Origin of the sequence: Mesorhizobium sp. Pch-S (assembly GCF_004136315.1) — a bacterium.
Lineage (GTDB): Bacteria > Pseudomonadota > Alphaproteobacteria > Rhizobiales > Rhizobiaceae > Mesorhizobium.
The window spans coordinates 5,594,134-5,609,821 of sequence record NZ_CP029562.1 but is presented as its reverse complement, the minus strand read 5'-3'; the positions used below and the strand labels follow the sequence as shown (position 1 = coordinate 5,609,821).

Here is a 15,688-nt window from a genome sequence, read left to right as displayed (position 1 = left end):
CCGTGGCCCCGGCAAGGGATACGGAAAGAGGTTGGACGATACGGGGCAGAAGCATTTGCTTCCCCCATGGGGAGAAGGCCTCAGGCCCACAATGATGATGACCCGTTCGCATCAGGCCCCTACCCGACGCGCAGCGTCTTCAACGGAATGCAGAACAACCGGCGCCACGCGAAACGAAAGGTCGTCTCGCTTGATCTTCACGATCTGGCGGCGCGCATAGGCCCCGGCCCCGACAGCGCCGATTGCTACGGCCAATAGATGGGTGATGACCAAGGTCGTCATGCTGCCGCCTTCAATGAGATAGCCCGTGCCCGTTTGGGCATGCGCTCGATGAACCCGCGCTCCTCAAGAGCGGTCAGGATCCGATGCACTCCGGCTTTTGAATGCAGCCCGAGCTCGTTCATGATTTCCGAGAATGTCGGCGTGACACCGCGCTCTGCCGAATATGAGCGGATGAAGGCCAATGCTTCAGCTTGGCGCTCAGTCAGGCCGCCCACCGACGGCGCCAGTTGCCTCGCAACCTCATTCGCCAATGCAGGATCGGTGCGGATCAGTTCGGCTGCAGTTTCGGATAGGGAGGTCATGCCGCGGCCTCGACGTCATCGAGAACGGCATCGAACATGCCTTCTGTCGCCACTGTGTCGAGAATCTTGGCGGCAAGTCGCGTGACAGCCATTCCGCGCCGGCGCGCCGCTTCCTGGAACAGCAACGCGTTGCAATCGGAGAGTTCGATCAAGAGATGCTTACTGGTTCGATTGCGAAAAATGCCGATGCTTTGCCGCACCAGATAGACGTATGGGCGGCTACATCCGACCTCTATCGCGACGCGGCTGTCTGTCTTGGTTTTGTCGGCTTCAAGAGCGGCGATGATGGCCGCTCGTTTGCTGCACCGTTCTGCACGATCTCTGCCCATACCGGAACGCTGGAAGATCGTCCGCACGAAGGCATGATGGATGCCGTACTCGCTTCCGAGAGCCAAGCTCGTCTCACCCGCCTGATATCGGCGGGCGATTTCCGCTTTTTCCTCGCTAGACAACCGCTTGATCATGCTGCCCTCGCCGCTTGTACCGCCTCAGCCCAGAGCCTGACCTGCTCGTCCTTCGGTCGCTTAGACCAAGCCAAATTGCAGTCGAAACACTCGTTTCGAGTATGGGCGAGATGACAGGTCTCTGGATTTTGACAGCGTGGGTTGTTGAAAGGGGCGGCCGAGACGGTTGGAGGGGTTTCCGCCTCGGCCTTCTCCGCTTCCGAGGGGGTGTTCGGTTGCGGATTGGAATTGGGTGCGTGTCTTTCCACGCCGTCAGACCACCCCATACCGGTGGGGCCTCCCTTAGCACCCTGAATAGGCGTGCCGGGCAGGACTCGAACCTGCGGTTTCACCAAGATCTCGGTCAGCGAGCCGGATTCGAACCGGCCTGTCTCGTCTGCCCCATCGGGCGAATTGGTTGCGCCGACTTCCACGGCGCTGCTGGCGCGCATCGCGCTGCGGTCTACATCGCCGCCTCCTGCGTTGACTTCGATCCGATAGCCGAGGACGCGCAGGTGAGCGATGAAGCCGCTCCGGTCTTCGGCGCTAGCTTCGCTCCACAAGGCGACGAGTTCATCACGGATGTTGCGCGGGGTGATTTCCTCGACCGGTGTTTCCGGCAGCGCACCACCCTCGTCCCCTTTCTGGACAACGGTTTGCGAGGTGATTTCCTGCTTTTCGCCACCACCCTCTTGGTACGCTGGCGCGGCGGTGGCGCGCTTATTGAGCACCTTCTGGGTGTAGACTGTGCCGCCGCGCTGCACCTTGCGCTCTATCTGCGGATCATCCGCAGATACGGCAGGACGGTATTTGGCGACCGTCTTGTCACTGACGTGGCAGCGGCGGGCGATTTCACGGTCCGACCACAGCGACCACTCGGGATCGTCCAGCAGCCGCATCACAGCGCGCTTCTTGTCCTCATCCGACCGCGCCAGCCCATGCTTCGCGTTCGCGCCGACGCTGTAGAGGATCGCGTCACGCAAGCCGCCCTGGCGGACATAGCAGCGAATGTGTTTCCGTCCGGCATGCTGCGCGGCGTAGTGGCGATGGAAGCCGTCGGCGAGCCAGTAGGTCGATCCATCGTGGAATACAGTCAGCGGCGGAAACTGGTCCCCTGCCTTCATGGCTTCCGCATATTCGGCGATACGGTCGTTGTTCAGGCTCTCGCGTGGCTGTGCCGACTGGTCGAGCTTGATATCGGTGGGTTCGAGGTCCCAGTCCTTCACGTCTTCCGAATGCCGGCCCTTGAACTGATCGGCGCTGGTGAACGAAGCCGCACCGGACTTGATGTCCTGGTAGGTGATCATGCGACACCTCGATCTTGGAGGCGCACCGATGCCGTGGTTTGATATGCGAGGGCCGGGAGGATTCGATGGACTGGATTGCGGTTGGAACGCTTGGGGCGAGCGTGATAGGCGCAGTGGGCGCCCTCGGGGCTGGTGTCATTGCTTGGCTTGTCTATCGCCAGCAAAAATACGCAGACTATCCGGCCATCTCGGTCGAAATCACCCCCGAAGACACGCCGAACTGGTACCTGGTCGAGATAAAGGTTCTCAACCAATCGACGGTTCACTGGAAAGCAGACAAGGCTTCCCTGTTGGCTCCGAGCGGAGCGAAACTGGTGAATTTCTTCGATGCTACAAGGGTGAACGACGGTGCCGGAAACGATATCGTCCGGCTGGATTTGACCGAGACGGCAAAGCTGACCAGCGACGCTGCCACATATCTCACCGTGGCTCCTGCCGGCACGAAGGGCAATCAGCTCTGGCTGGGAAGCTCGGACCGTCATTCCGAGACCCTCTTCCTGTTCATGCCGCCGTCTTCGTCAATGCAGGTGAAACTGCGGTTCCGAATATGCTCGACGGAAGCGAAACAGCGCCGCAAGACAATCGACATCAGCAGAACGCTGATCGCGCATCCCGCCAAAGCCACGGCTTGAATGAGAAAGATGATCTCACTCATGCGGCCTGCTCCGGTGCCGGACCGAAGATGTCGGGGCGGAGAGCATGGCGGGAAATCCCGCTCAGCCGCTCGACTTCGAGCACCCGATCTGCCGGGCACTTCTTCCACTGCACAACAGCCTGCGGCGTGATCTGCAAATGCCTGGAAAGGGCACTGGCACCGCCAACCGCTGCGACTGCTTCATCAAGGGGAGTGGGAACATCGATCGTGCTCATGCCCGAGTTTATAAGCACAGCTTTAATCAGATTGCAAGCAATACTTAAATGGAAAATGTAAGCAGCGCTTGCGAAAAGCGTTTCATGGCTACCAAAGAGCGCGATCCTCTGAATGTGAAGATCGGTGCCGCGATCAAAGCGGCCCGTGAGCACCGCAAAATTGGGTCATCGCGTGAGATTGCCGAAGCGATCGGGACAACGGTCGGCGCGGTCGGCAATTGGGAAAGCGGCCAGAATTCGATCTCTGCGAACAACTTCTTCGCTGTCGCAGACTTTTTGAACGTCGATGCCAGGGCCCTAAGCCAAGGCGAGTTGGTCTATCTCGACGATCCCCAGGCCCCTGAAATGCGCCAGCCATTGCAGAGGCCCGTCAGCGAGGTCGTCTTAAAACTTTGGGCGGTTCTCGGCCAAGTTTTGAAGCTGAAGGCCGAACACATTGATCAGGTAGTCGACTTGATCACCGAAAGGGTGGAGGCGATCAATCGCCGTCCCGGGCGATCAGGACGAAACAAGAGCGATGATTGATCGCCACACTCCAAACTCCTCCGTGGATCTTCTCCATCCGCTGGGCGATCAGTTCTGCCTCCTGCTGCACTTTTGCCATGACAATGTTTGCCGCGGCTTCGCTTTCAGCGATCGAACGTAGCTGATCAATCGTCGCGTCTCGCGCACTCCGGCGCCGCTTGACCTTTATGGCCATTCCCCGCCCTCACCTGCCTAGACCCGATCCATTTCACGTACTTCGTCGGGAATCTCGCCGAACGCATCGATCAGCTTGGCATCGTCCCATTCACCAGTTTTCGGATCACCCTCACGCATGAAGGCCACGACAAGCGCTTTCCTGACCGCGAGGCGCTGAGCCATTGATCGAGCGTGGCTGGTATTTTGAGCCTGGATCGGGCTGTCGGCCTGGAGCTGGCCGCGCTTCCCGGTGGAGAATGACTGGACTACGAACATTGCACTCATTGTTGCCTCCCACGGCATCGTTGTTGATGGCCGATAGGAAACGCGTCCTAGCCGCAGGGAGTCAACGAGGGGTGCCGGTGTCCGCCCGCTGAGGCTCCTGACAAGTACCTTCAGGAAGTAGCTGGTTGTTAACACCACTCCAAATCGCCCGCGACATCTCTCCTCCGCAAGTTACATGCGAAGAACGCACGTCAATTATCTCCAAAACCGTGCATTGGGCTACCAGCACTAGACGACTCAGCAAGTATTGCTTACCCCATTCCAAGGGGAATTAGGGGCTTGGGGGAGTATGACAGCCGAAATCGCTATCCTTAACAAAAGCGCGGTAGCGCTGGCTACTGACAGCAAAGTTACATTGACGCAAAGCGGCAGGCAGAAAACCTACGACACTGTCGATAAACTGTTCTCTCTTTCCAAAACCGAGCCTGTCGGTGCGATGATTTATGGGAACGCTGAATTTATCGGCTTTCCCTGGGAGACGATCGTCAAGGAATATAGACGAAAGACGCCAAACGTCTCTTTCCCAACTGTGTTCGATTGGGCCGACAACTTCACAAAATTCCTGAAGGAATTCTTCCCCTTTGGTCAATCCGACGAGGATGCTGTAGCTGTAGCCATAGCTCAGTCGTCGTTGATCAATGTGTCCCAAGAGGCGTTCCAAGGGACAAGGAACCAAGAAGAGTTCGCGAAGCAGTTTGAGCAATTCGCCCTAGCGTACATAGCGGAACTTGAGGCGGCGCCCGAGTTTCTGACTGAAGCGGAATGGGGACCAATCAGCGCTCGCATTTCCGGCACTCTAGACTCGGCATGTTCGAATGGGATGATGCGACATGCACTGGGCCACCAAGCACTAGCTCGAAAATTATGCGAGACATCAATCCGAAGAATGCTGGCATCCCCAGCGGCGACCGGCCTGGTTATTGCCGGTTTCGGGGAACGAGATCTGCTCCCGTCGCTCATTTCATTCGACGTCGACGGCATTCTTGGCGGCCGCTTGAAAATTGCGGAAACGCATAAGCACGATATGACACGTCGGGACAGCGGGGTAATTCTTCCGTTCGCTCAAACCGACATGGTTGAACGCTTCATGCAAGGCATAGATCCAGCTTACTCGATGCTAATCCATGAGAGCGTTGGCGAACTGATTCTCAACAGCGTAGTTAACGCCGCGAAGTTACTTGGTCATTCGGACGAGGATCTGGCCAAAGTTGCTCCAGCCATCGAAAATGCAACTCAAGCTGCCGTCCATGCGTTCTGGGAAGGCCACGAACGACATCGCCGCGAGTACTTCGCGTCACCTATTATTGAGATGGCAATGAGCCTGCCAAAAGACGAACTCGCTAACCTAGCGGAATCTCTAGTGAGTTTGACCTCTTTACAACGTCGCGTCTCCCGCGAGTTGGAAACGGTAGGCGGCGCGATCGACGTGGCCGTGATTTCTAAGGGAGATGGTTTTGTGTGGATCAAACGCAAGCACTATTTCAATCCTGATCGAAATCTCCGCTTTGTGAATGGGTATTTTTATGAGCATAGTCGCAAGGCAAATCCTGGAGGACCCGATGTCAACAATGCTTGAGCGCCGGGAAGCGGTAACCGGCAATCGCACGAAATCGCAGCGAAGTGACTCGTTAGTTCAACAGAAGCGCGTACTGGAACAAGCGACCAGGAAAACAGTGGGGTTAGCCTCAAGAGCGTTTAAGCGAACGTTCGAAGCTGAATTGAGAAAGCTTCGAGAAGTGAACGAATAAAGCAAGACCCCGGCTCCGGCCGGGGTTTTCGTTTCAGGGTCGGTATGTCAGCCCGTAGTACAGGTGCCACAGCCAGGAAGTTCTAGTCTGAACCTGCGAGAGGCAGTTTGCATCGGGCACCGCTAACGTTGCGCTTTTGCACATCCCGACCATCAATGCGTAACGCTGATTTTCGATCACGACGAGTTGGTTCGCCATGAACCCAATGATCACCAGAAGCACCAACACAACTGCCTTCATTGCCCCTCTCTCGCTAGAGCTATCTAGACTCCCCTCAGAGCATGATATCTACAGAGCTAACCTTTAGAGATTCAGCTTTATATATTGGACCCGCAATTCTGCGGCCCAATTGACCCGCAAATCTGCGGCCCTAGAACTCGAACGGCAGTCGGATCGAATAGCTGTTCGGCTTGCGGTGAGTTCTAACCACGATCAACACGCCCCTGCCCTCCAGTTCCTGGATCGCACGAGCAACTTTGTCGACTGACATTCCCAGAATTTTGGCGATCTGATCGTGCTGATACCAGCAGCACTGGTCACGGCCATTCATGCGCTTGGCCAACCAGTAGCCGACGCGAAACGCTCGGTCCGACAACTCGTCCAACTCGCACACATAGTCCAGCCAGCGCCGCCGCTTGTCGTAGAAGGCGGCTGCGGCTTCGCCGTTGTCGTTCCTGATCAGCATGCAGCCCTTGTAAGCCATGCTGATGATTTTTTAAAGCACTGCTTGCATGTATTTTAAAGCTGTGCTTATATCAACTCATCAGCCGAGCACGAAGAAGCGCCCCTCCTTGGACCGCCGATCTGCCGGAAACGATGAGGACGACGATGCGCCTTCCCTTCTGCACCACCATCCGCGACGAGATCCATGAGATCGACCTGATCGCCGACTTCGAGTGCGAGATTGAGCTTTCTGTAGCCCGCGACGGCCTGATCACGATCGACGCGGTTTATGTCGACGGCTGCAGCCTGTTCGGCGGCGATCCGCTTTCGCGCTCGCTCGCTGGCCGTATCGCGAATGATGCCGAGACCAAGCTCAACACGCAGGGCAATGCTTTGCGCGATCGGGTTCTCGAAAGGGAGGCGGCGTGATGGCCTCCGATCAGCCTGTACGCGTTGGCATCTTTGCCCCGCCCACAGTTGCCTCTGCAATGGAGGGCATTCGAAACTGGGATCGCCGCGCGGGCAGTATACCCCTGCTTTCAGAGCAACTTCGTCTCACGAAAGACGGCCCAAGAACTTGGTCGACGACCCATACCTGGCCTGCTGTCCGGCGCGAGATGGTTAGCCTTGGTCTCATCCGCGAACTTGAGCCACTGCGCGAAGACGGTTGGGTTTTCCCTCGCACGGAGATCACGGAGCTTGGACGAGAGGTTCGTGCGGCGATCGCCAAGGCAGAGGGGCGCTCCTGATGGGACACTCCGCACACCAAGCTCAGGTCCGCTCTATCCGCGAAAGCATCACCGAACTCGGCGCCTGGATCAGCATCTGGCGCGACGACGTCGCCGCCAATCTCAAGCCCACGCAAACGAGCATCGATCACGCCAGCGCTGTCTACCAGCGGGCTTTGGACCGGTGCGACGCGCTGCTCGGAAAGGACGCATGATGGAACAGACCCTCCGCGACCTCTGCGCCGAACACCGGCTGGACTACGTCTCTGTGTCGATCAGCCTGAGGAAGCAAAGATATTGCTCGGTCTTCCTGCACTGGGAAGGACGTTGCGCACACGGCAGCGGTGCCACTTTCGACGCAGCTTTGAGCGAAGCATTGGCTGACATGGCCGAGCGCCGCACAGCGAGGGCTGCGTGATGACCTGGGACCGCGAAATGATGGCGGCTCTTGAAGTCGACGGCGACAAGCTTCGCCAGTTGACCGGTGAGGATCACGGGCCGCATCCGATGGATGGATTCCCCTATTGCGGCGACTTATCGCCAAGCCAATGCGAGGAGATTCCTTGCCCTTGGAAAGCTAGCACCAGCGCCGAGCATAGCTATCCCGGCCAAGCCCCATGCCCGCATTGCTACGAGAGCAGCGGCTATGTCTGGGAGCACGGCAACGACTGGAACACCGGCCCTTGGTCCACCCAGACCAACATTCGCTGCTCGCACTGCGATGGACCGGCACGGTCGATAGCCCACTGGTGACACTGGCCGACCTTGAAAGCGCCGCTGACGAAGAAGCGGAGGCGAACTGATGCGCTACGAAAACCGCACAGAGCCCCGCATGGCCAAGGCTGAGCCGACCGTTCCGCAGTCCGTCGGCTACTACTGGGCAAAGTGGTGCATCCCTGAAGATGGCACTGCCGACGAAGACAATTTCATCCGCACCAACAAGTGGGAAGTCGTCGAAGTCCACGCCTGCCTTGGTGAAAGCCAAGCGGACCTCCGAGCATCGGTGCCAGGCGTCGAGCGTACTCAGTCCATCGAGAATTTCATCTGGGCGAAGCCGATCAAGCCGATCGCGGCGCCGTCGGAGCGCGGAGGGTTCTTCTGATGCGCGTCCTCGAATTCCCTCGCTATGCCAGGACAACAGGCGTACCGTGGCGGAAGCAGCATTCCCGAACCGTGGGCGACTTACATCGGTTCGGAGGGAATGGCCGGATTGAGCTGCCCCACGCGAGCGATCCGGTCGCCCAATTCCTGACCTACGCTGACGAAGCGCTTTCCCAGGGCTGCAACTACCTCGTTCGCCACCCCCGCATCACCTGCGCCGCCCTGCTCGGCCTGATCGATCTCGCGTGCCAACTGGATAGGTACCTTCCATGAGCAAGACCCTGGCCGAAATCACCAGCGAAGGTGGCCCCGCATTCCCAGTCTCCATTCCCGGGTTCGGCGACAACGGCTGGCAGGGCATGACCTTGCGCGACTGGTTCGCCGGTCAGATCATTCCGGCAGCCATTACCGCCTGCCAGTCTGATCGGCACACGAAATCGACCTACAAGGCCCATTGCGCCGAACAGGCCTATCGCATGGCTGACGCTTTACTCCGCGAGCGCGCGAAAGGCGGTGACGCATGACCCTGCTCATCGCACTCATCGCCAACGGCATCTACGAGCACGAGATCGGCCGCCAGTTCATCGGCACCGGGTGGATCGTCAGCCTCTGGGCCCTTCATCTCGTCGTGAGGTCACGATGAACACTCACGTCGACATCGACAAAGACAAGTTCGAGAGCATCGGCGACCTGGCGGCCGGCATCGCTGGCAAGTTCCGCGGCGAACGCCTGTGGGATGGCAAGCCGATCTCGGAGCCGGGCATCTACCGGAAGATCGCGATGGACGCCTACCACAGCCAATTGACTGTCGCGCCGTCGATCTCCTCCAGTGGGTTGCGGGAAATCGAGAACCGCTCGCCCCTGCACTACTGGGGCAGTTCGTACCTTAACCCAGATCGCCCGGAAGACGATAGCACACCGGCGCTCGACTTCGGCCGGGCCGTTCATACTCTGCTTCTGTCAGAAGATGGCTTCCGAGACGACTATGTCGTTCGGCCCGAGAAGTACGAAGACGATGAAGGCAAATGGAAGCCGTGGAGCGGAAACGCGACGGTCTGCAAGGAATGGCTCGCCAAGCGCAAAGCCGAAGGCAAGACCGTCCTCCTGAAATCCCAGGTCGACGATATTCACGGCATGGCCGACCGGATCAGCAAGAGCCAGGTCGCCGTCGATCTTCTGCGCGGTCGCATCGAGCGGTCGATCATCACCAAAGACAAGACGGGCGTCTATCTCAAGTCCCGACCTGACAGCATCCCGGCCGATACGATCATTGCTGACCTGAAAACGTGTTCCGATGCATCACAGGTCGCGATCAGCCGGTCGATCATCAACTACGGCTACCTGCAGCAGATGGCGCTGGCGATCAGCAGCCTGGAAGCCGTCGGCTCGTCCAAAGTCAATGATGCCGTCCTGCTCTTTGTCGAGACGACCTATCCCTACGCCTTCAACATCAAGCCGCTGGATAACGGCGACATCTACACGGCGATGCGGCTGAACCGTCGGGCGATCGACATCTTTGCCCGCTGCTTGGCCGAGAACGATTGGCCGACCTACGCCGACAGCACCTTCACGTGGTCGGCGCCGAAGTGGTGGACCGATCACCACGAGAACGACAGCACCCTTCCAGAAGCCAGGAGCGCAGCGTGAACCATGTTGCAACCATAGAAGCTGACCGGAGCGTCTCGCCACAGCAAAGGTTCCGAGACGAACTCACTCGGATGGCAGATCAGTTTGTCGCCGCCCTGCCCGAGCACATCAAGCCCGAGAGGTTTCAGCGCATTGTCCTGACGGCAGTGCTCAGCGACCCTGCTCTTTTGAAGGCCGATCGCAAATCTCTTCTGGAATCGGCGATGCGCGCCGCCCAGGACGGCCTTATGCCTGACAAGCGTGAGGGTGCATTCGTCGTTTTCAACACGAAGATCGGAAAGGACGATCGCGGAAAGGACGTCTACGGCAACGCGGTCCAGTGGATGCCAATGATAGGCGGCATCATCAAGAAGATGCACCAGTCAGGCGAAATTGCCATGGTCACCGCCAAGGTTGTTTATGGCGGCGACATCTTCCGTGCTTGGGTCGATGACGACGGTGAACACGTCAACTACGAGCAGGCAGAGCATCCCGATTTCGAGACGATCCGGCAGGTTTTCGCGCTTGCAAAGACAAAAGACGGCGCTGTCTACGTCGAAACCCTGACGCCTCGCGATATCGAGAAAATTCGGAGTGTGTCGCGGTCGAAGGACAAAGGACCGTGGGCAACATGGTGGGAGGAAATGGCGAAGAAGTCGGCGATCCGACGGCTCGCCAAGCGTCTTCCACTCTCAGCCGACATGCACGACCTCATCCAGCGCGACAACGACCTTTATGACCTGTCGCAAGCCCCTGATCCTCGCCCATCCCTGCAACAGCGGTTGCAAGTGGCGAAGCTTGCCGCTCCAGGGCCGTCTGATGACGTTGAAGGCTTCGACGCGGCGCATGTGACCCGCGAGACCGCTGCGCTCACCGGCGAGCCTGCCAGCGGCCAAACCGAAGACAATTCCCAATCGTCGGACACCCCCGCCGACGACAACGGCAGCGACGGCAAATCCCCGTCCCCCGAGAGCACCGTCGCTGCCGACCTATCTGAACCAGCCGATGAGGCTGATGAGGAGGAGGATGCACCTGCGTCCGAACAGGAGAAGCCGTCGAATGGTTCGGCGGCAGCATCCTCCTCCGAACCTACTCGCACCCGAGCCGACTGCATCAAGGCGTTCATGACCACGGCGACCGATCCCGATCTGGACGTCGCCGGCCGCCGCGACCTCCTCGAGCAAATGAAGGACTGGTGGAAGGCCGACCTGCCGAACGATCTGGATTTCGTGAAGGCCTGCCTGTCGACTGCTGAAAAGGTCGCGAAGGGCGAGCTCGGAGCCGAGGCGGCTCGCAAATACCTGGAGGGCTTGCTCTGATGCAAAAAATCGATGCGTGGATCCGCAATCCAGCGAACAACCTTTTCAAGGGCCAGTCGAAGCGCACAGCGCTGTTCGAATTGTACTGCGAGAAGCCGGAAACCTGCGATCTGCTGGCTAAGGAAAACTCATGCCTGCATTGCGGCTCCGTTTCGCCATGCAAGTTCGGTCGAAAGTCGGGCACGGAAGGTCCAACCAGAAACTCGCGGTCCTACTTTTCGACGCTCGAAGGGTGGCGGAAGCGGAACGAAGGTTTCCTTGACCGCCTCAAATCCCTGACTGCCTACAATCGGGTGTTCAAGACACATGGGCATTTCTACCTGCCCTACTCGTTTATGACGCCGGCACTTTTTGACGAAGGGAAAAGCCCGCTGAAATCGAAGTGGGTGCCCGAAGAGGAGATGACGACCGAACTCCTGGAGCGCGTCTGTACGTTTGTTCCATACGCGCTGTTCGGCGGTCCCATCCACGACTACCAGAACAAGGAAATCCCAAAGTTCATCGCCGATCTCAAAACCCACTATCCCGAGGTATTCGACCTCCTGCCGGAAGACCAAAAGGCCCGGCTCAAATCGGTGAGCTATGTCGGACGCAAGGCAGACATAACCACTTGCGCGCCCGGTCGGTATGTCTTCGGAAGCGCGGCTTGGGAGTGGGACGGTGAGAAGCTACACGGCCGCTCAATGCTGTTTCAGCCCGTAGCTGGCGAAATCGCGATCACCATCGTTCCTAGGGCTGGCGAGGCAGTCACCATCACCAGCAATGAGCAGGTGGCGCCGAGCACGAGGTTCTTGGACTGATGGCGCGCTCCGTAGAGGAATGGATCGGTCGCACAGATGACACCCGCCCTTCAAAGGCGTGTCAGCGGCGCATCCTCGATCGCCAGGACTATCGCTGCGCCCTGACTGGCCTGCCCTTCGACGACAAGAACAAGCCGCGCTTCGATCACAAGGTGCCGCTCTGGCTTGGCGGTGAGAACCGGGAAAGCAATCTGCAGGCGCTGCGTGAGGAAGAGGCACACAAGCCAAAGACCAAAGCCGAGGCCAAGGTCAGAGCAAAGGTTCATGCCGTCATCGACAAGCGGTTCAGCTTGGGCAGCCCGAAGAAGAAGATGCAAGGCCCCGGCTTCGCCAAATCTCCTAAACAACCGCGGATCGACAAATCTGCCTTGGATCCGTTGCCGTTACCGCCACTGATGAGGCTCGCACGCTCATGACCGCAAAGACATTTCCTACCCTGCACGTCGCTTCTTGCATCACCGGCATCGGTCTCTGCGACGGCATCAACTACAGCGCCATGCAGGAGATCGCCTCACATCTCTTCGGCGCGCCGATCTGGACGCATGAGCTTGCGCATGGCCCGACTAATGACGCCTTCTCCCAGGAAGGCTATCGGCAGTTTCCCAACATGCCCACTCCGGTCGAAGCCAACGCCGATTTCGTAGCCGCCGCAGCGAAGGCAGTAGCCGCCTACGGCGACACCATTTCCGTCGAGGAAGGCACCCAAGGTAGGCGCGAGGGTCCGCTAAACACGCTCTCGGCCATGGTCGACCCGAGCAAGATCGTTGTGGTGGAGGTTTGAGCCATGGCCGTCTCCGAAGAAAACATCGAACTCTTGCGCCGGGTGAGCAAGTCGGCTGATCCGCTTGGAGAGGCGTCCGCTGTCATCGGCTTGATGGCGGGCGTCATCGCCTTTCACAAGAGCGAGGCCGCTGCCGCTCAATTCCTTCGCGAAGCGGCCGCCAAAGCCGAAGGAAGGTCCGCACAATGACAGGGACAGCAGTGAAGGCGCTTGACTCAATAGCGCTAGAAGCGGCTCGCAAGGCTCGTGATGCGGCTTGGCCGCTTGACAGTCTGGAGCCTGCCATCCGCGCCTATCTCTCAGCCCTCACGGCTTCCGCCAGTGAGCCGGCTCCCTCATTCCAGGCGCGTGTTCAGCCGTGGATGACGGCTTGCTTCGGCGAGGAGATCAGCAACGACCGGGTAGAGCGCGGCGACCGCTTCCTTGAGGAGGTTTTTGAGCTTCTGCAATCGGGCGGCTATGACCCTGCCCGCGTGCTGTCGCTGCGCGATTACGTGTGGTCTCGCGACAAGGGCGAGCCGTCGCAAGAGGTGGGTGGCGTCATGGTTACGCTCGCCGCCTACTGCCTCGCCCATGAACTCGACATGCACGAAGCCGGCGAAACCGAACTCGCCCGCATCTGGACGAAAGTCGAGAAGATCAGGGCTAAGCAGGCAGCTAAGCCGAAGCATTCGCCACTACCCGTCCCCGCCAGTGAGCCGGAACCGGTGGCGGACGCGGCGCCTGTGGCCTTCATGGTCCATAATGCCATGGTAGCGCGAGGACTGTCGAACGCGCCTCGCAGCGGCATCGATGACAAAACAGTGTGGTTCTACCCGGCAGAACGGGAACAGCATGCCCGCGACGCGGCAAGAACTCTCCACGCTGACTGCGTTCCACTCTACGCCAACCCCGTCCCCACACAAGACGGGGCGGTGGAGGCGAAGCCGGACGGCCTGCGAGAGACCATCCTTGCGGTGCTTCGGGATTATCGCATGTACAATTTCTCGGAAGCCGATGACGCTTCATCGGGATATCCGCTCGTGGACATGTGCACGCCGAAAGGTCAGGGCATCGACAAGGGCGAGGAAGAACTGTTCCTCATTGCAGATGAAATCGCCGCCGCCCTCTCCCATCCGGCTGATGGATGGCGGCTGGTGCCGGTGGTGCCGACTGAAGAGATGATCCGAGCCGGCGCAAAGGGCTACCAGAATAGCGCTCGGTCCAGCTTCATCGATGGCTGGAACCTCGCGCTTGCCGCCGCCCCAGCCGTCAAACCGGAGGGCGAGTGATGGCCGGAACCCGCGATTTCTACACAATGAAGATGTTGGCGCGTATAGCGGACGCGCCAGACGGCATTGCCGTTCAATTCGTGCCGGACCGAATTGCCAGCGAACTTCGCGAAAGACAGTTTGTTGAGCAGATTGGTTTCATGCTCGTCATCACCGACGCAGGCCGCGAAGCCCTCAAAGCGGAGCAAGGGCGATGAGCGGAAAAGCGTTCCTCGAAGTTTGGGATGAACTCGACGCCCGCATAGCCCAGCTAGAGCGCGAGCTTGCCGACGAAGTGACCAAGAGCACCGGCTATTACAGCATGTGGGAAAGCGCAGCATCGCGCGCCGACATAGCAGCGCGCGATCTTGCCGAGGCAAGGGAGAAAGCAAACGAAGCTGAGGAAAACGCCCGTACTGAAATCGAGCGGCTGAAATACGAACGCGACGTTTGGCGATCCAAGTCCAACATGCATCAGAAAGCCGCTATCGGTCGTGCAGCCGTCGAAGCCGAGCGCGACCGCCTCGCCGCAGAGCGCGATGAAGCACGCAAGGACACGCAGCACTGGCAAAGCAAATATGATGACGTGTTGAAAGTCGTTGCCCGCGCCTCTCTCCAGCCAGGGGAGAAAGGGGAATGAGCGATCCGGTTTTCGTCTTCGGCAGCAATCTTGCGGGTCGCCATGGCAAGGGTGCGGCTCTATGGGCCAAGCAGCATCGTGGGGCTATATACGGCCAAGGTGAAGGCTATCAGGGCAACAGCTACGCCATCCCGACGAAGGATGAGCGGATCCAGACATTGCCGCTGTTCCGCATTCGCAATTATGCGCACCGCTTCAAGCGCTTCGCACGAGAGCATTCAGAACTGACGTTCCAGCTTACGCCCATCGGTTGCGGGCTTGCCGGTTACACACCGGAGCAGATCGCGCCCATGTTCGACGACGCGCCGGCCAATGTGAACTTGCCAGATGAATTCATGGCTGCGCTTGGCCGCGCCCTTCCATCAGGAGAGCAGCCATGACGGCAAGGGATGCCTGGATGCTGCGCGATCGGGAGACCGGTGAGTGGCAGCAGCATGTTTTCTTCGAAAAGCCTGACCCTGGCCGTATGATTGCCGGTGCCGACTTTGATGTTATCCCTGTGCGGATCCTCGCACCCGGTGAAATTGACGGACCGACCAAGGAGCGTTGCATAGCTGCCGTTGAGGTAGAGCAGCTTGCCGATAACATCGACGTGCCCGGTGACCACGCATACCGACTCGCGATCAAAGACGCGCTCCATGCTCTCCGCGCCCTTCCAGATGGAGGGGTGGAATGAGCGCGAGAGAGACGATCGCAAGCCCGAGCCGGGCGCTCCTTTCGCCGGCGGATGCCGCGCGAGAACTGTGCATTTCTGAAAAGCAGCTGCGCGCGCTGACTTGCGCCGGCCAAATCCGGTACATCAATATCGGTATGGGGGAGAAGCGCGAGACGCGCCGCTATGATCCCGAAGATCTGGAACAGT

Annotated in this window: 30 protein-coding genes; 21 read left to right on the top strand and 9 right to left on the bottom strand. The window is 59.0% G+C overall.

Features of this window, described 5'->3' with window-relative positions; all coding sequences use genetic code 11:
- Positions 1 to 111 precede the first annotated feature (111 nt).
- The 4 genes from C1M53_RS31790 to C1M53_RS26355 are packed head-to-tail and all read right to left on the bottom strand — an operon-like array spanning position 112 to position 2,334.
- The gene (locus tag C1M53_RS31790) at positions 112 to 282 is read right to left on the bottom strand and encodes a hypothetical protein (RefSeq protein WP_165358244.1); all 171 of its coding nucleotides are present in this window, start codon (positions 280 to 282) and stop codon (positions 112 to 114) included.
- Positions 279 to 584, bottom strand: coding sequence for a helix-turn-helix domain-containing protein (locus tag C1M53_RS32240; RefSeq protein ID WP_129414915.1), 306 nt, complete (start codon positions 582 to 584; stop codon positions 279 to 281). The genes C1M53_RS31790 and C1M53_RS32240 overlap by 4 nt, the downstream gene beginning before the upstream one ends.
- Positions 581 to 1,048: a hypothetical protein gene (locus C1M53_RS26360; RefSeq protein ID WP_129414914.1), complete on the bottom strand. Its 468-nt coding sequence runs from the start codon at positions 1,046 to 1,048 to the stop codon at positions 581 to 583. Before C1M53_RS26360 ends, C1M53_RS32240 begins: the two co-directional genes overlap by 4 nt.
- Positions 1,045 to 2,334: a ParB/RepB/Spo0J family partition protein gene (locus tag C1M53_RS26355; RefSeq protein ID WP_129414913.1), complete on the bottom strand. Its 1,290-nt coding sequence runs from the start codon at positions 2,332 to 2,334 to the stop codon at positions 1,045 to 1,047. Before C1M53_RS26355 ends, C1M53_RS26360 begins: the two co-directional genes overlap by 4 nt.
- 65 nt (positions 2,335 to 2,399) lie before the next feature.
- Between C1M53_RS26355 and C1M53_RS26350 the strand changes: the two genes are divergently transcribed.
- Positions 2,400 to 2,966 carry a hypothetical protein gene (locus C1M53_RS26350; protein WP_129414912.1) on the top strand — a complete coding sequence of 189 codons (567 nt, stop codon included), beginning with the start codon at positions 2,400 to 2,402 and terminating at the stop codon, positions 2,964 to 2,966.
- Positions 2,967 to 2,985: 19 nt separating this feature from the next.
- On the opposite strand, the gene C1M53_RS26345 is transcribed toward C1M53_RS26350, so the two are convergent.
- Positions 2,986 to 3,204: a Cro/CI family transcriptional regulator gene (locus C1M53_RS26345; RefSeq protein WP_129414911.1), complete on the bottom strand. Its 219-nt coding sequence runs from the start codon at positions 3,202 to 3,204 to the stop codon at positions 2,986 to 2,988.
- Between the two features lie 84 nt (positions 3,205 to 3,288).
- On the opposite strand from C1M53_RS26345, the gene C1M53_RS26340 reads away from it, so the two are divergent.
- On the top strand, positions 3,289 to 3,729 hold the full coding sequence (locus C1M53_RS26340) for a helix-turn-helix transcriptional regulator (RefSeq protein WP_165358243.1): 441 nt from the start codon (positions 3,289 to 3,291) through the stop codon (positions 3,727 to 3,729).
- Here the strand turns inward: C1M53_RS26340 and C1M53_RS26335 are convergent.
- Positions 3,683 to 3,904: a hypothetical protein gene (locus C1M53_RS26335; protein ID WP_129414909.1), complete on the bottom strand. Its 222-nt coding sequence runs from the start codon at positions 3,902 to 3,904 to the stop codon at positions 3,683 to 3,685. The genes C1M53_RS26340 and C1M53_RS26335 overlap by 47 nt on opposite strands.
- A 17-nt stretch (positions 3,905 to 3,921) precedes the next feature.
- Positions 3,922 to 4,170 (bottom strand): hypothetical protein, encoded by a 249-nt coding sequence (locus C1M53_RS26330; RefSeq protein WP_245488294.1) that lies wholly within the window; start codon positions 4,168 to 4,170, stop codon positions 3,922 to 3,924.
- 289 nt (positions 4,171 to 4,459) lie between these two features.
- Between C1M53_RS26330 and C1M53_RS26325 the strand changes: the two genes are divergently transcribed.
- Positions 4,460 to 5,746: a hypothetical protein gene (locus C1M53_RS26325; RefSeq protein WP_129414908.1), complete on the top strand. Its 1,287-nt coding sequence runs from the start codon at positions 4,460 to 4,462 to the stop codon at positions 5,744 to 5,746.
- Between the two features lie 542 nt (positions 5,747 to 6,288).
- On the opposite strand, the gene C1M53_RS26315 is transcribed toward C1M53_RS26325, so the two are convergent.
- The gene (locus C1M53_RS26315; protein ID WP_165358242.1) at positions 6,289 to 6,603 is read right to left on the bottom strand and encodes a helix-turn-helix domain-containing protein; all 315 of its coding nucleotides are present in this window, start codon (positions 6,601 to 6,603) and stop codon (positions 6,289 to 6,291) included.
- 143 nt (positions 6,604 to 6,746) lie between these two features.
- Between C1M53_RS26315 and C1M53_RS26310 the strand changes: the two genes are divergently transcribed.
- The 5 genes from C1M53_RS26310 to C1M53_RS26290 all read left to right on the top strand — a co-directional run bounded on the left by C1M53_RS26310 (position 6,747) and on the right by C1M53_RS26290 (position 8,411).
- A complete protein-coding gene (locus C1M53_RS26310) occupies positions 6,747 to 7,010 on the top strand; it encodes a hypothetical protein (RefSeq protein ID WP_129414905.1) in 264 nt (87 codons plus the stop codon).
- A 319-nt stretch (positions 7,011 to 7,329) separates the two neighbouring features.
- A complete protein-coding gene (locus C1M53_RS26305) occupies positions 7,330 to 7,524 on the top strand; it encodes a hypothetical protein (protein WP_129414904.1) in 195 nt (64 codons plus the stop codon).
- Entirely contained in the window at positions 7,521 to 7,727 is a 207-nt protein-coding gene (locus C1M53_RS26300; RefSeq protein ID WP_129414903.1) for a hypothetical protein, read from the top strand. The genes C1M53_RS26305 and C1M53_RS26300 overlap by 4 nt, the downstream gene beginning before the upstream one ends.
- Positions 7,727 to 8,062 carry a hypothetical protein gene (locus tag C1M53_RS26295; RefSeq protein ID WP_129414902.1) on the top strand — a complete coding sequence of 112 codons (336 nt, stop codon included), beginning with the start codon at positions 7,727 to 7,729 and terminating at the stop codon, positions 8,060 to 8,062. Before C1M53_RS26300 ends, C1M53_RS26295 begins: the two co-directional genes overlap by 1 nt.
- A 49-nt stretch (positions 8,063 to 8,111) precedes the next feature.
- Positions 8,112 to 8,411 (top strand): hypothetical protein, encoded by a 300-nt coding sequence (locus tag C1M53_RS26290; protein WP_129414901.1) that lies wholly within the window; start codon positions 8,112 to 8,114, stop codon positions 8,409 to 8,411.
- A gap of 80 nt (positions 8,412 to 8,491) precedes the next feature.
- Here the strand turns inward: C1M53_RS26290 and C1M53_RS31785 are convergent, their stop codons facing one another.
- On the bottom strand, positions 8,492 to 8,662 hold the full coding sequence (locus tag C1M53_RS31785; RefSeq protein ID WP_165358241.1) for a hypothetical protein: 171 nt from the start codon (positions 8,660 to 8,662) through the stop codon (positions 8,492 to 8,494).
- A gap of 17 nt (positions 8,663 to 8,679) precedes the next feature.
- Between C1M53_RS31785 and C1M53_RS26285 the strand changes: the two genes are divergently transcribed.
- From C1M53_RS26285 to C1M53_RS26230, 13 genes are read left to right on the top strand one after another with little or no spacing between them, the layout of a single operon-like run.
- Positions 8,680 to 8,934 (top strand): hypothetical protein, encoded by a 255-nt coding sequence (locus C1M53_RS26285; protein ID WP_129414900.1) that lies wholly within the window; start codon positions 8,680 to 8,682, stop codon positions 8,932 to 8,934.
- On the top strand, positions 8,931 to 9,053 hold the full coding sequence (locus C1M53_RS32410) for a hypothetical protein (protein WP_281040908.1): 123 nt from the start codon (positions 8,931 to 8,933) through the stop codon (positions 9,051 to 9,053). The genes C1M53_RS26285 and C1M53_RS32410 overlap by 4 nt, the downstream gene beginning before the upstream one ends.
- Positions 9,005 to 10,057 (top strand): PD-(D/E)XK nuclease-like domain-containing protein, encoded by a 1,053-nt coding sequence (locus C1M53_RS26280; RefSeq protein WP_165358240.1) that lies wholly within the window; start codon positions 9,005 to 9,007, stop codon positions 10,055 to 10,057. The genes C1M53_RS32410 and C1M53_RS26280 overlap by 49 nt, the downstream gene beginning before the upstream one ends.
- On the top strand, positions 10,054 to 11,355 hold the full coding sequence (locus C1M53_RS26275; RefSeq protein WP_129414898.1) for a recombinase RecT: 1,302 nt from the start codon (positions 10,054 to 10,056) through the stop codon (positions 11,353 to 11,355). Before C1M53_RS26280 ends, C1M53_RS26275 begins: the two co-directional genes overlap by 4 nt.
- Entirely contained in the window at positions 11,355 to 12,155 is an 801-nt protein-coding gene (locus C1M53_RS26270; RefSeq protein WP_129414897.1) for a hypothetical protein, read from the top strand. Before C1M53_RS26275 ends, C1M53_RS26270 begins: the two co-directional genes overlap by 1 nt.
- Positions 12,155 to 12,571 (top strand): HNH endonuclease, encoded by a 417-nt coding sequence (locus C1M53_RS31940; protein ID WP_207213042.1) that lies wholly within the window; start codon positions 12,155 to 12,157, stop codon positions 12,569 to 12,571. The genes C1M53_RS26270 and C1M53_RS31940 overlap by 1 nt, the downstream gene beginning before the upstream one ends.
- Positions 12,568 to 12,936, top strand: a complete 369-nt coding sequence (locus C1M53_RS26260) for a hypothetical protein (RefSeq protein WP_129414896.1) — start codon at positions 12,568 to 12,570, stop codon at positions 12,934 to 12,936. Before C1M53_RS31940 ends, C1M53_RS26260 begins: the two co-directional genes overlap by 4 nt.
- A 3-nt stretch (positions 12,937 to 12,939) precedes the next feature.
- Positions 12,940 to 13,125, top strand: coding sequence for a hypothetical protein (locus C1M53_RS26255; protein ID WP_129414895.1), 186 nt, complete (start codon positions 12,940 to 12,942; stop codon positions 13,123 to 13,125).
- Positions 13,122 to 14,207 carry a hypothetical protein gene (locus tag C1M53_RS32235; protein ID WP_245488292.1) on the top strand — a complete coding sequence of 362 codons (1,086 nt, stop codon included), beginning with the start codon at positions 13,122 to 13,124 and terminating at the stop codon, positions 14,205 to 14,207. Before C1M53_RS26255 ends, C1M53_RS32235 begins: the two co-directional genes overlap by 4 nt.
- Positions 14,207 to 14,404, top strand: a complete 198-nt coding sequence (locus tag C1M53_RS26245) for a hypothetical protein (RefSeq protein ID WP_129414894.1) — start codon at positions 14,207 to 14,209, stop codon at positions 14,402 to 14,404. Before C1M53_RS32235 ends, C1M53_RS26245 begins: the two co-directional genes overlap by 1 nt.
- Positions 14,401 to 14,826 carry a hypothetical protein gene (locus C1M53_RS26240; protein ID WP_129414893.1) on the top strand — a complete coding sequence of 142 codons (426 nt, stop codon included), beginning with the start codon at positions 14,401 to 14,403 and terminating at the stop codon, positions 14,824 to 14,826. Before C1M53_RS26245 ends, C1M53_RS26240 begins: the two co-directional genes overlap by 4 nt.
- The gene (locus C1M53_RS26235; protein ID WP_129414892.1) at positions 14,823 to 15,206 is read left to right on the top strand and encodes a hypothetical protein; all 384 of its coding nucleotides are present in this window, start codon (positions 14,823 to 14,825) and stop codon (positions 15,204 to 15,206) included. The genes C1M53_RS26240 and C1M53_RS26235 overlap by 4 nt, the downstream gene beginning before the upstream one ends.
- Positions 15,203 to 15,502, top strand: coding sequence for a hypothetical protein (locus C1M53_RS26230; RefSeq protein WP_129414891.1), 300 nt, complete (start codon positions 15,203 to 15,205; stop codon positions 15,500 to 15,502). The genes C1M53_RS26235 and C1M53_RS26230 overlap by 4 nt, the downstream gene beginning before the upstream one ends.
- Positions 15,503 to 15,688 lie beyond the last annotated feature (186 nt).

Coding starts and splice junctions, on each gene's coding strand:
- C1M53_RS31790 (WP_165358244.1), bottom strand. CDS start 282: ATGACGACCTTGGTCATCACCCATCTATTGGCCGTAGCAATCGGCGCT.
- C1M53_RS32240 (WP_129414915.1), bottom strand. CDS start 584: ATGACCTCCCTATCCGAAACTGCAGCCGAACTGATCCGCACCGATCCT.
- C1M53_RS26360 (WP_129414914.1), bottom strand. CDS start 1,048: ATGATCAAGCGGTTGTCTAGCGAGGAAAAAGCGGAAATCGCCCGCCGA.
- C1M53_RS26355 (WP_129414913.1), bottom strand. CDS start 2,334: ATGATCACCTACCAGGACATCAAGTCCGGTGCGGCTTCGTTCACCAGC.
- C1M53_RS26350 (WP_129414912.1), top strand. CDS start 2,400: ATGGACTGGATTGCGGTTGGAACGCTTGGGGCGAGCGTGATAGGCGCA.
- C1M53_RS26345 (WP_129414911.1), bottom strand. CDS start 3,204: ATGAGCACGATCGATGTTCCCACTCCCCTTGATGAAGCAGTCGCAGCG.
- C1M53_RS26340 (WP_165358243.1), top strand. CDS start 3,289: ATGGCTACCAAAGAGCGCGATCCTCTGAATGTGAAGATCGGTGCCGCG.
- C1M53_RS26335 (WP_129414909.1), bottom strand. CDS start 3,904: ATGGCCATAAAGGTCAAGCGGCGCCGGAGTGCGCGAGACGCGACGATT.
- C1M53_RS26330 (WP_245488294.1), bottom strand. CDS start 4,170: ATGAGTGCAATGTTCGTAGTCCAGTCATTCTCCACCGGGAAGCGCGGC.
- C1M53_RS26325 (WP_129414908.1), top strand. CDS start 4,460: ATGACAGCCGAAATCGCTATCCTTAACAAAAGCGCGGTAGCGCTGGCT.
- C1M53_RS26315 (WP_165358242.1), bottom strand. CDS start 6,603: ATGCTGATCAGGAACGACAACGGCGAAGCCGCAGCCGCCTTCTACGAC.
- C1M53_RS26310 (WP_129414905.1), top strand. CDS start 6,747: ATGCGCCTTCCCTTCTGCACCACCATCCGCGACGAGATCCATGAGATC.
- C1M53_RS26305 (WP_129414904.1), top strand. CDS start 7,330: ATGGGACACTCCGCACACCAAGCTCAGGTCCGCTCTATCCGCGAAAGC.
- C1M53_RS26300 (WP_129414903.1), top strand. CDS start 7,521: ATGATGGAACAGACCCTCCGCGACCTCTGCGCCGAACACCGGCTGGAC.
- C1M53_RS26295 (WP_129414902.1), top strand. CDS start 7,727: ATGACCTGGGACCGCGAAATGATGGCGGCTCTTGAAGTCGACGGCGAC.
- C1M53_RS26290 (WP_129414901.1), top strand. CDS start 8,112: ATGCGCTACGAAAACCGCACAGAGCCCCGCATGGCCAAGGCTGAGCCG.
- C1M53_RS26285 (WP_129414900.1), top strand. CDS start 8,680: ATGAGCAAGACCCTGGCCGAAATCACCAGCGAAGGTGGCCCCGCATTC.
- C1M53_RS32410 (WP_281040908.1), top strand. CDS start 8,931: ATGACCCTGCTCATCGCACTCATCGCCAACGGCATCTACGAGCACGAG.
- C1M53_RS26270 (WP_129414897.1), top strand. CDS start 11,355: ATGCAAAAAATCGATGCGTGGATCCGCAATCCAGCGAACAACCTTTTC.
- C1M53_RS31940 (WP_207213042.1), top strand. CDS start 12,155: ATGGCGCGCTCCGTAGAGGAATGGATCGGTCGCACAGATGACACCCGC.
- C1M53_RS26260 (WP_129414896.1), top strand. CDS start 12,568: ATGACCGCAAAGACATTTCCTACCCTGCACGTCGCTTCTTGCATCACC.
- C1M53_RS26255 (WP_129414895.1), top strand. CDS start 12,940: ATGGCCGTCTCCGAAGAAAACATCGAACTCTTGCGCCGGGTGAGCAAG.
- C1M53_RS32235 (WP_245488292.1), top strand. CDS start 13,122: ATGACAGGGACAGCAGTGAAGGCGCTTGACTCAATAGCGCTAGAAGCG.
- C1M53_RS26245 (WP_129414894.1), top strand. CDS start 14,207: ATGGCCGGAACCCGCGATTTCTACACAATGAAGATGTTGGCGCGTATA.
- C1M53_RS26240 (WP_129414893.1), top strand. CDS start 14,401: ATGAGCGGAAAAGCGTTCCTCGAAGTTTGGGATGAACTCGACGCCCGC.
- C1M53_RS26235 (WP_129414892.1), top strand. CDS start 14,823: ATGAGCGATCCGGTTTTCGTCTTCGGCAGCAATCTTGCGGGTCGCCAT.
- C1M53_RS26230 (WP_129414891.1), top strand. CDS start 15,203: ATGACGGCAAGGGATGCCTGGATGCTGCGCGATCGGGAGACCGGTGAG.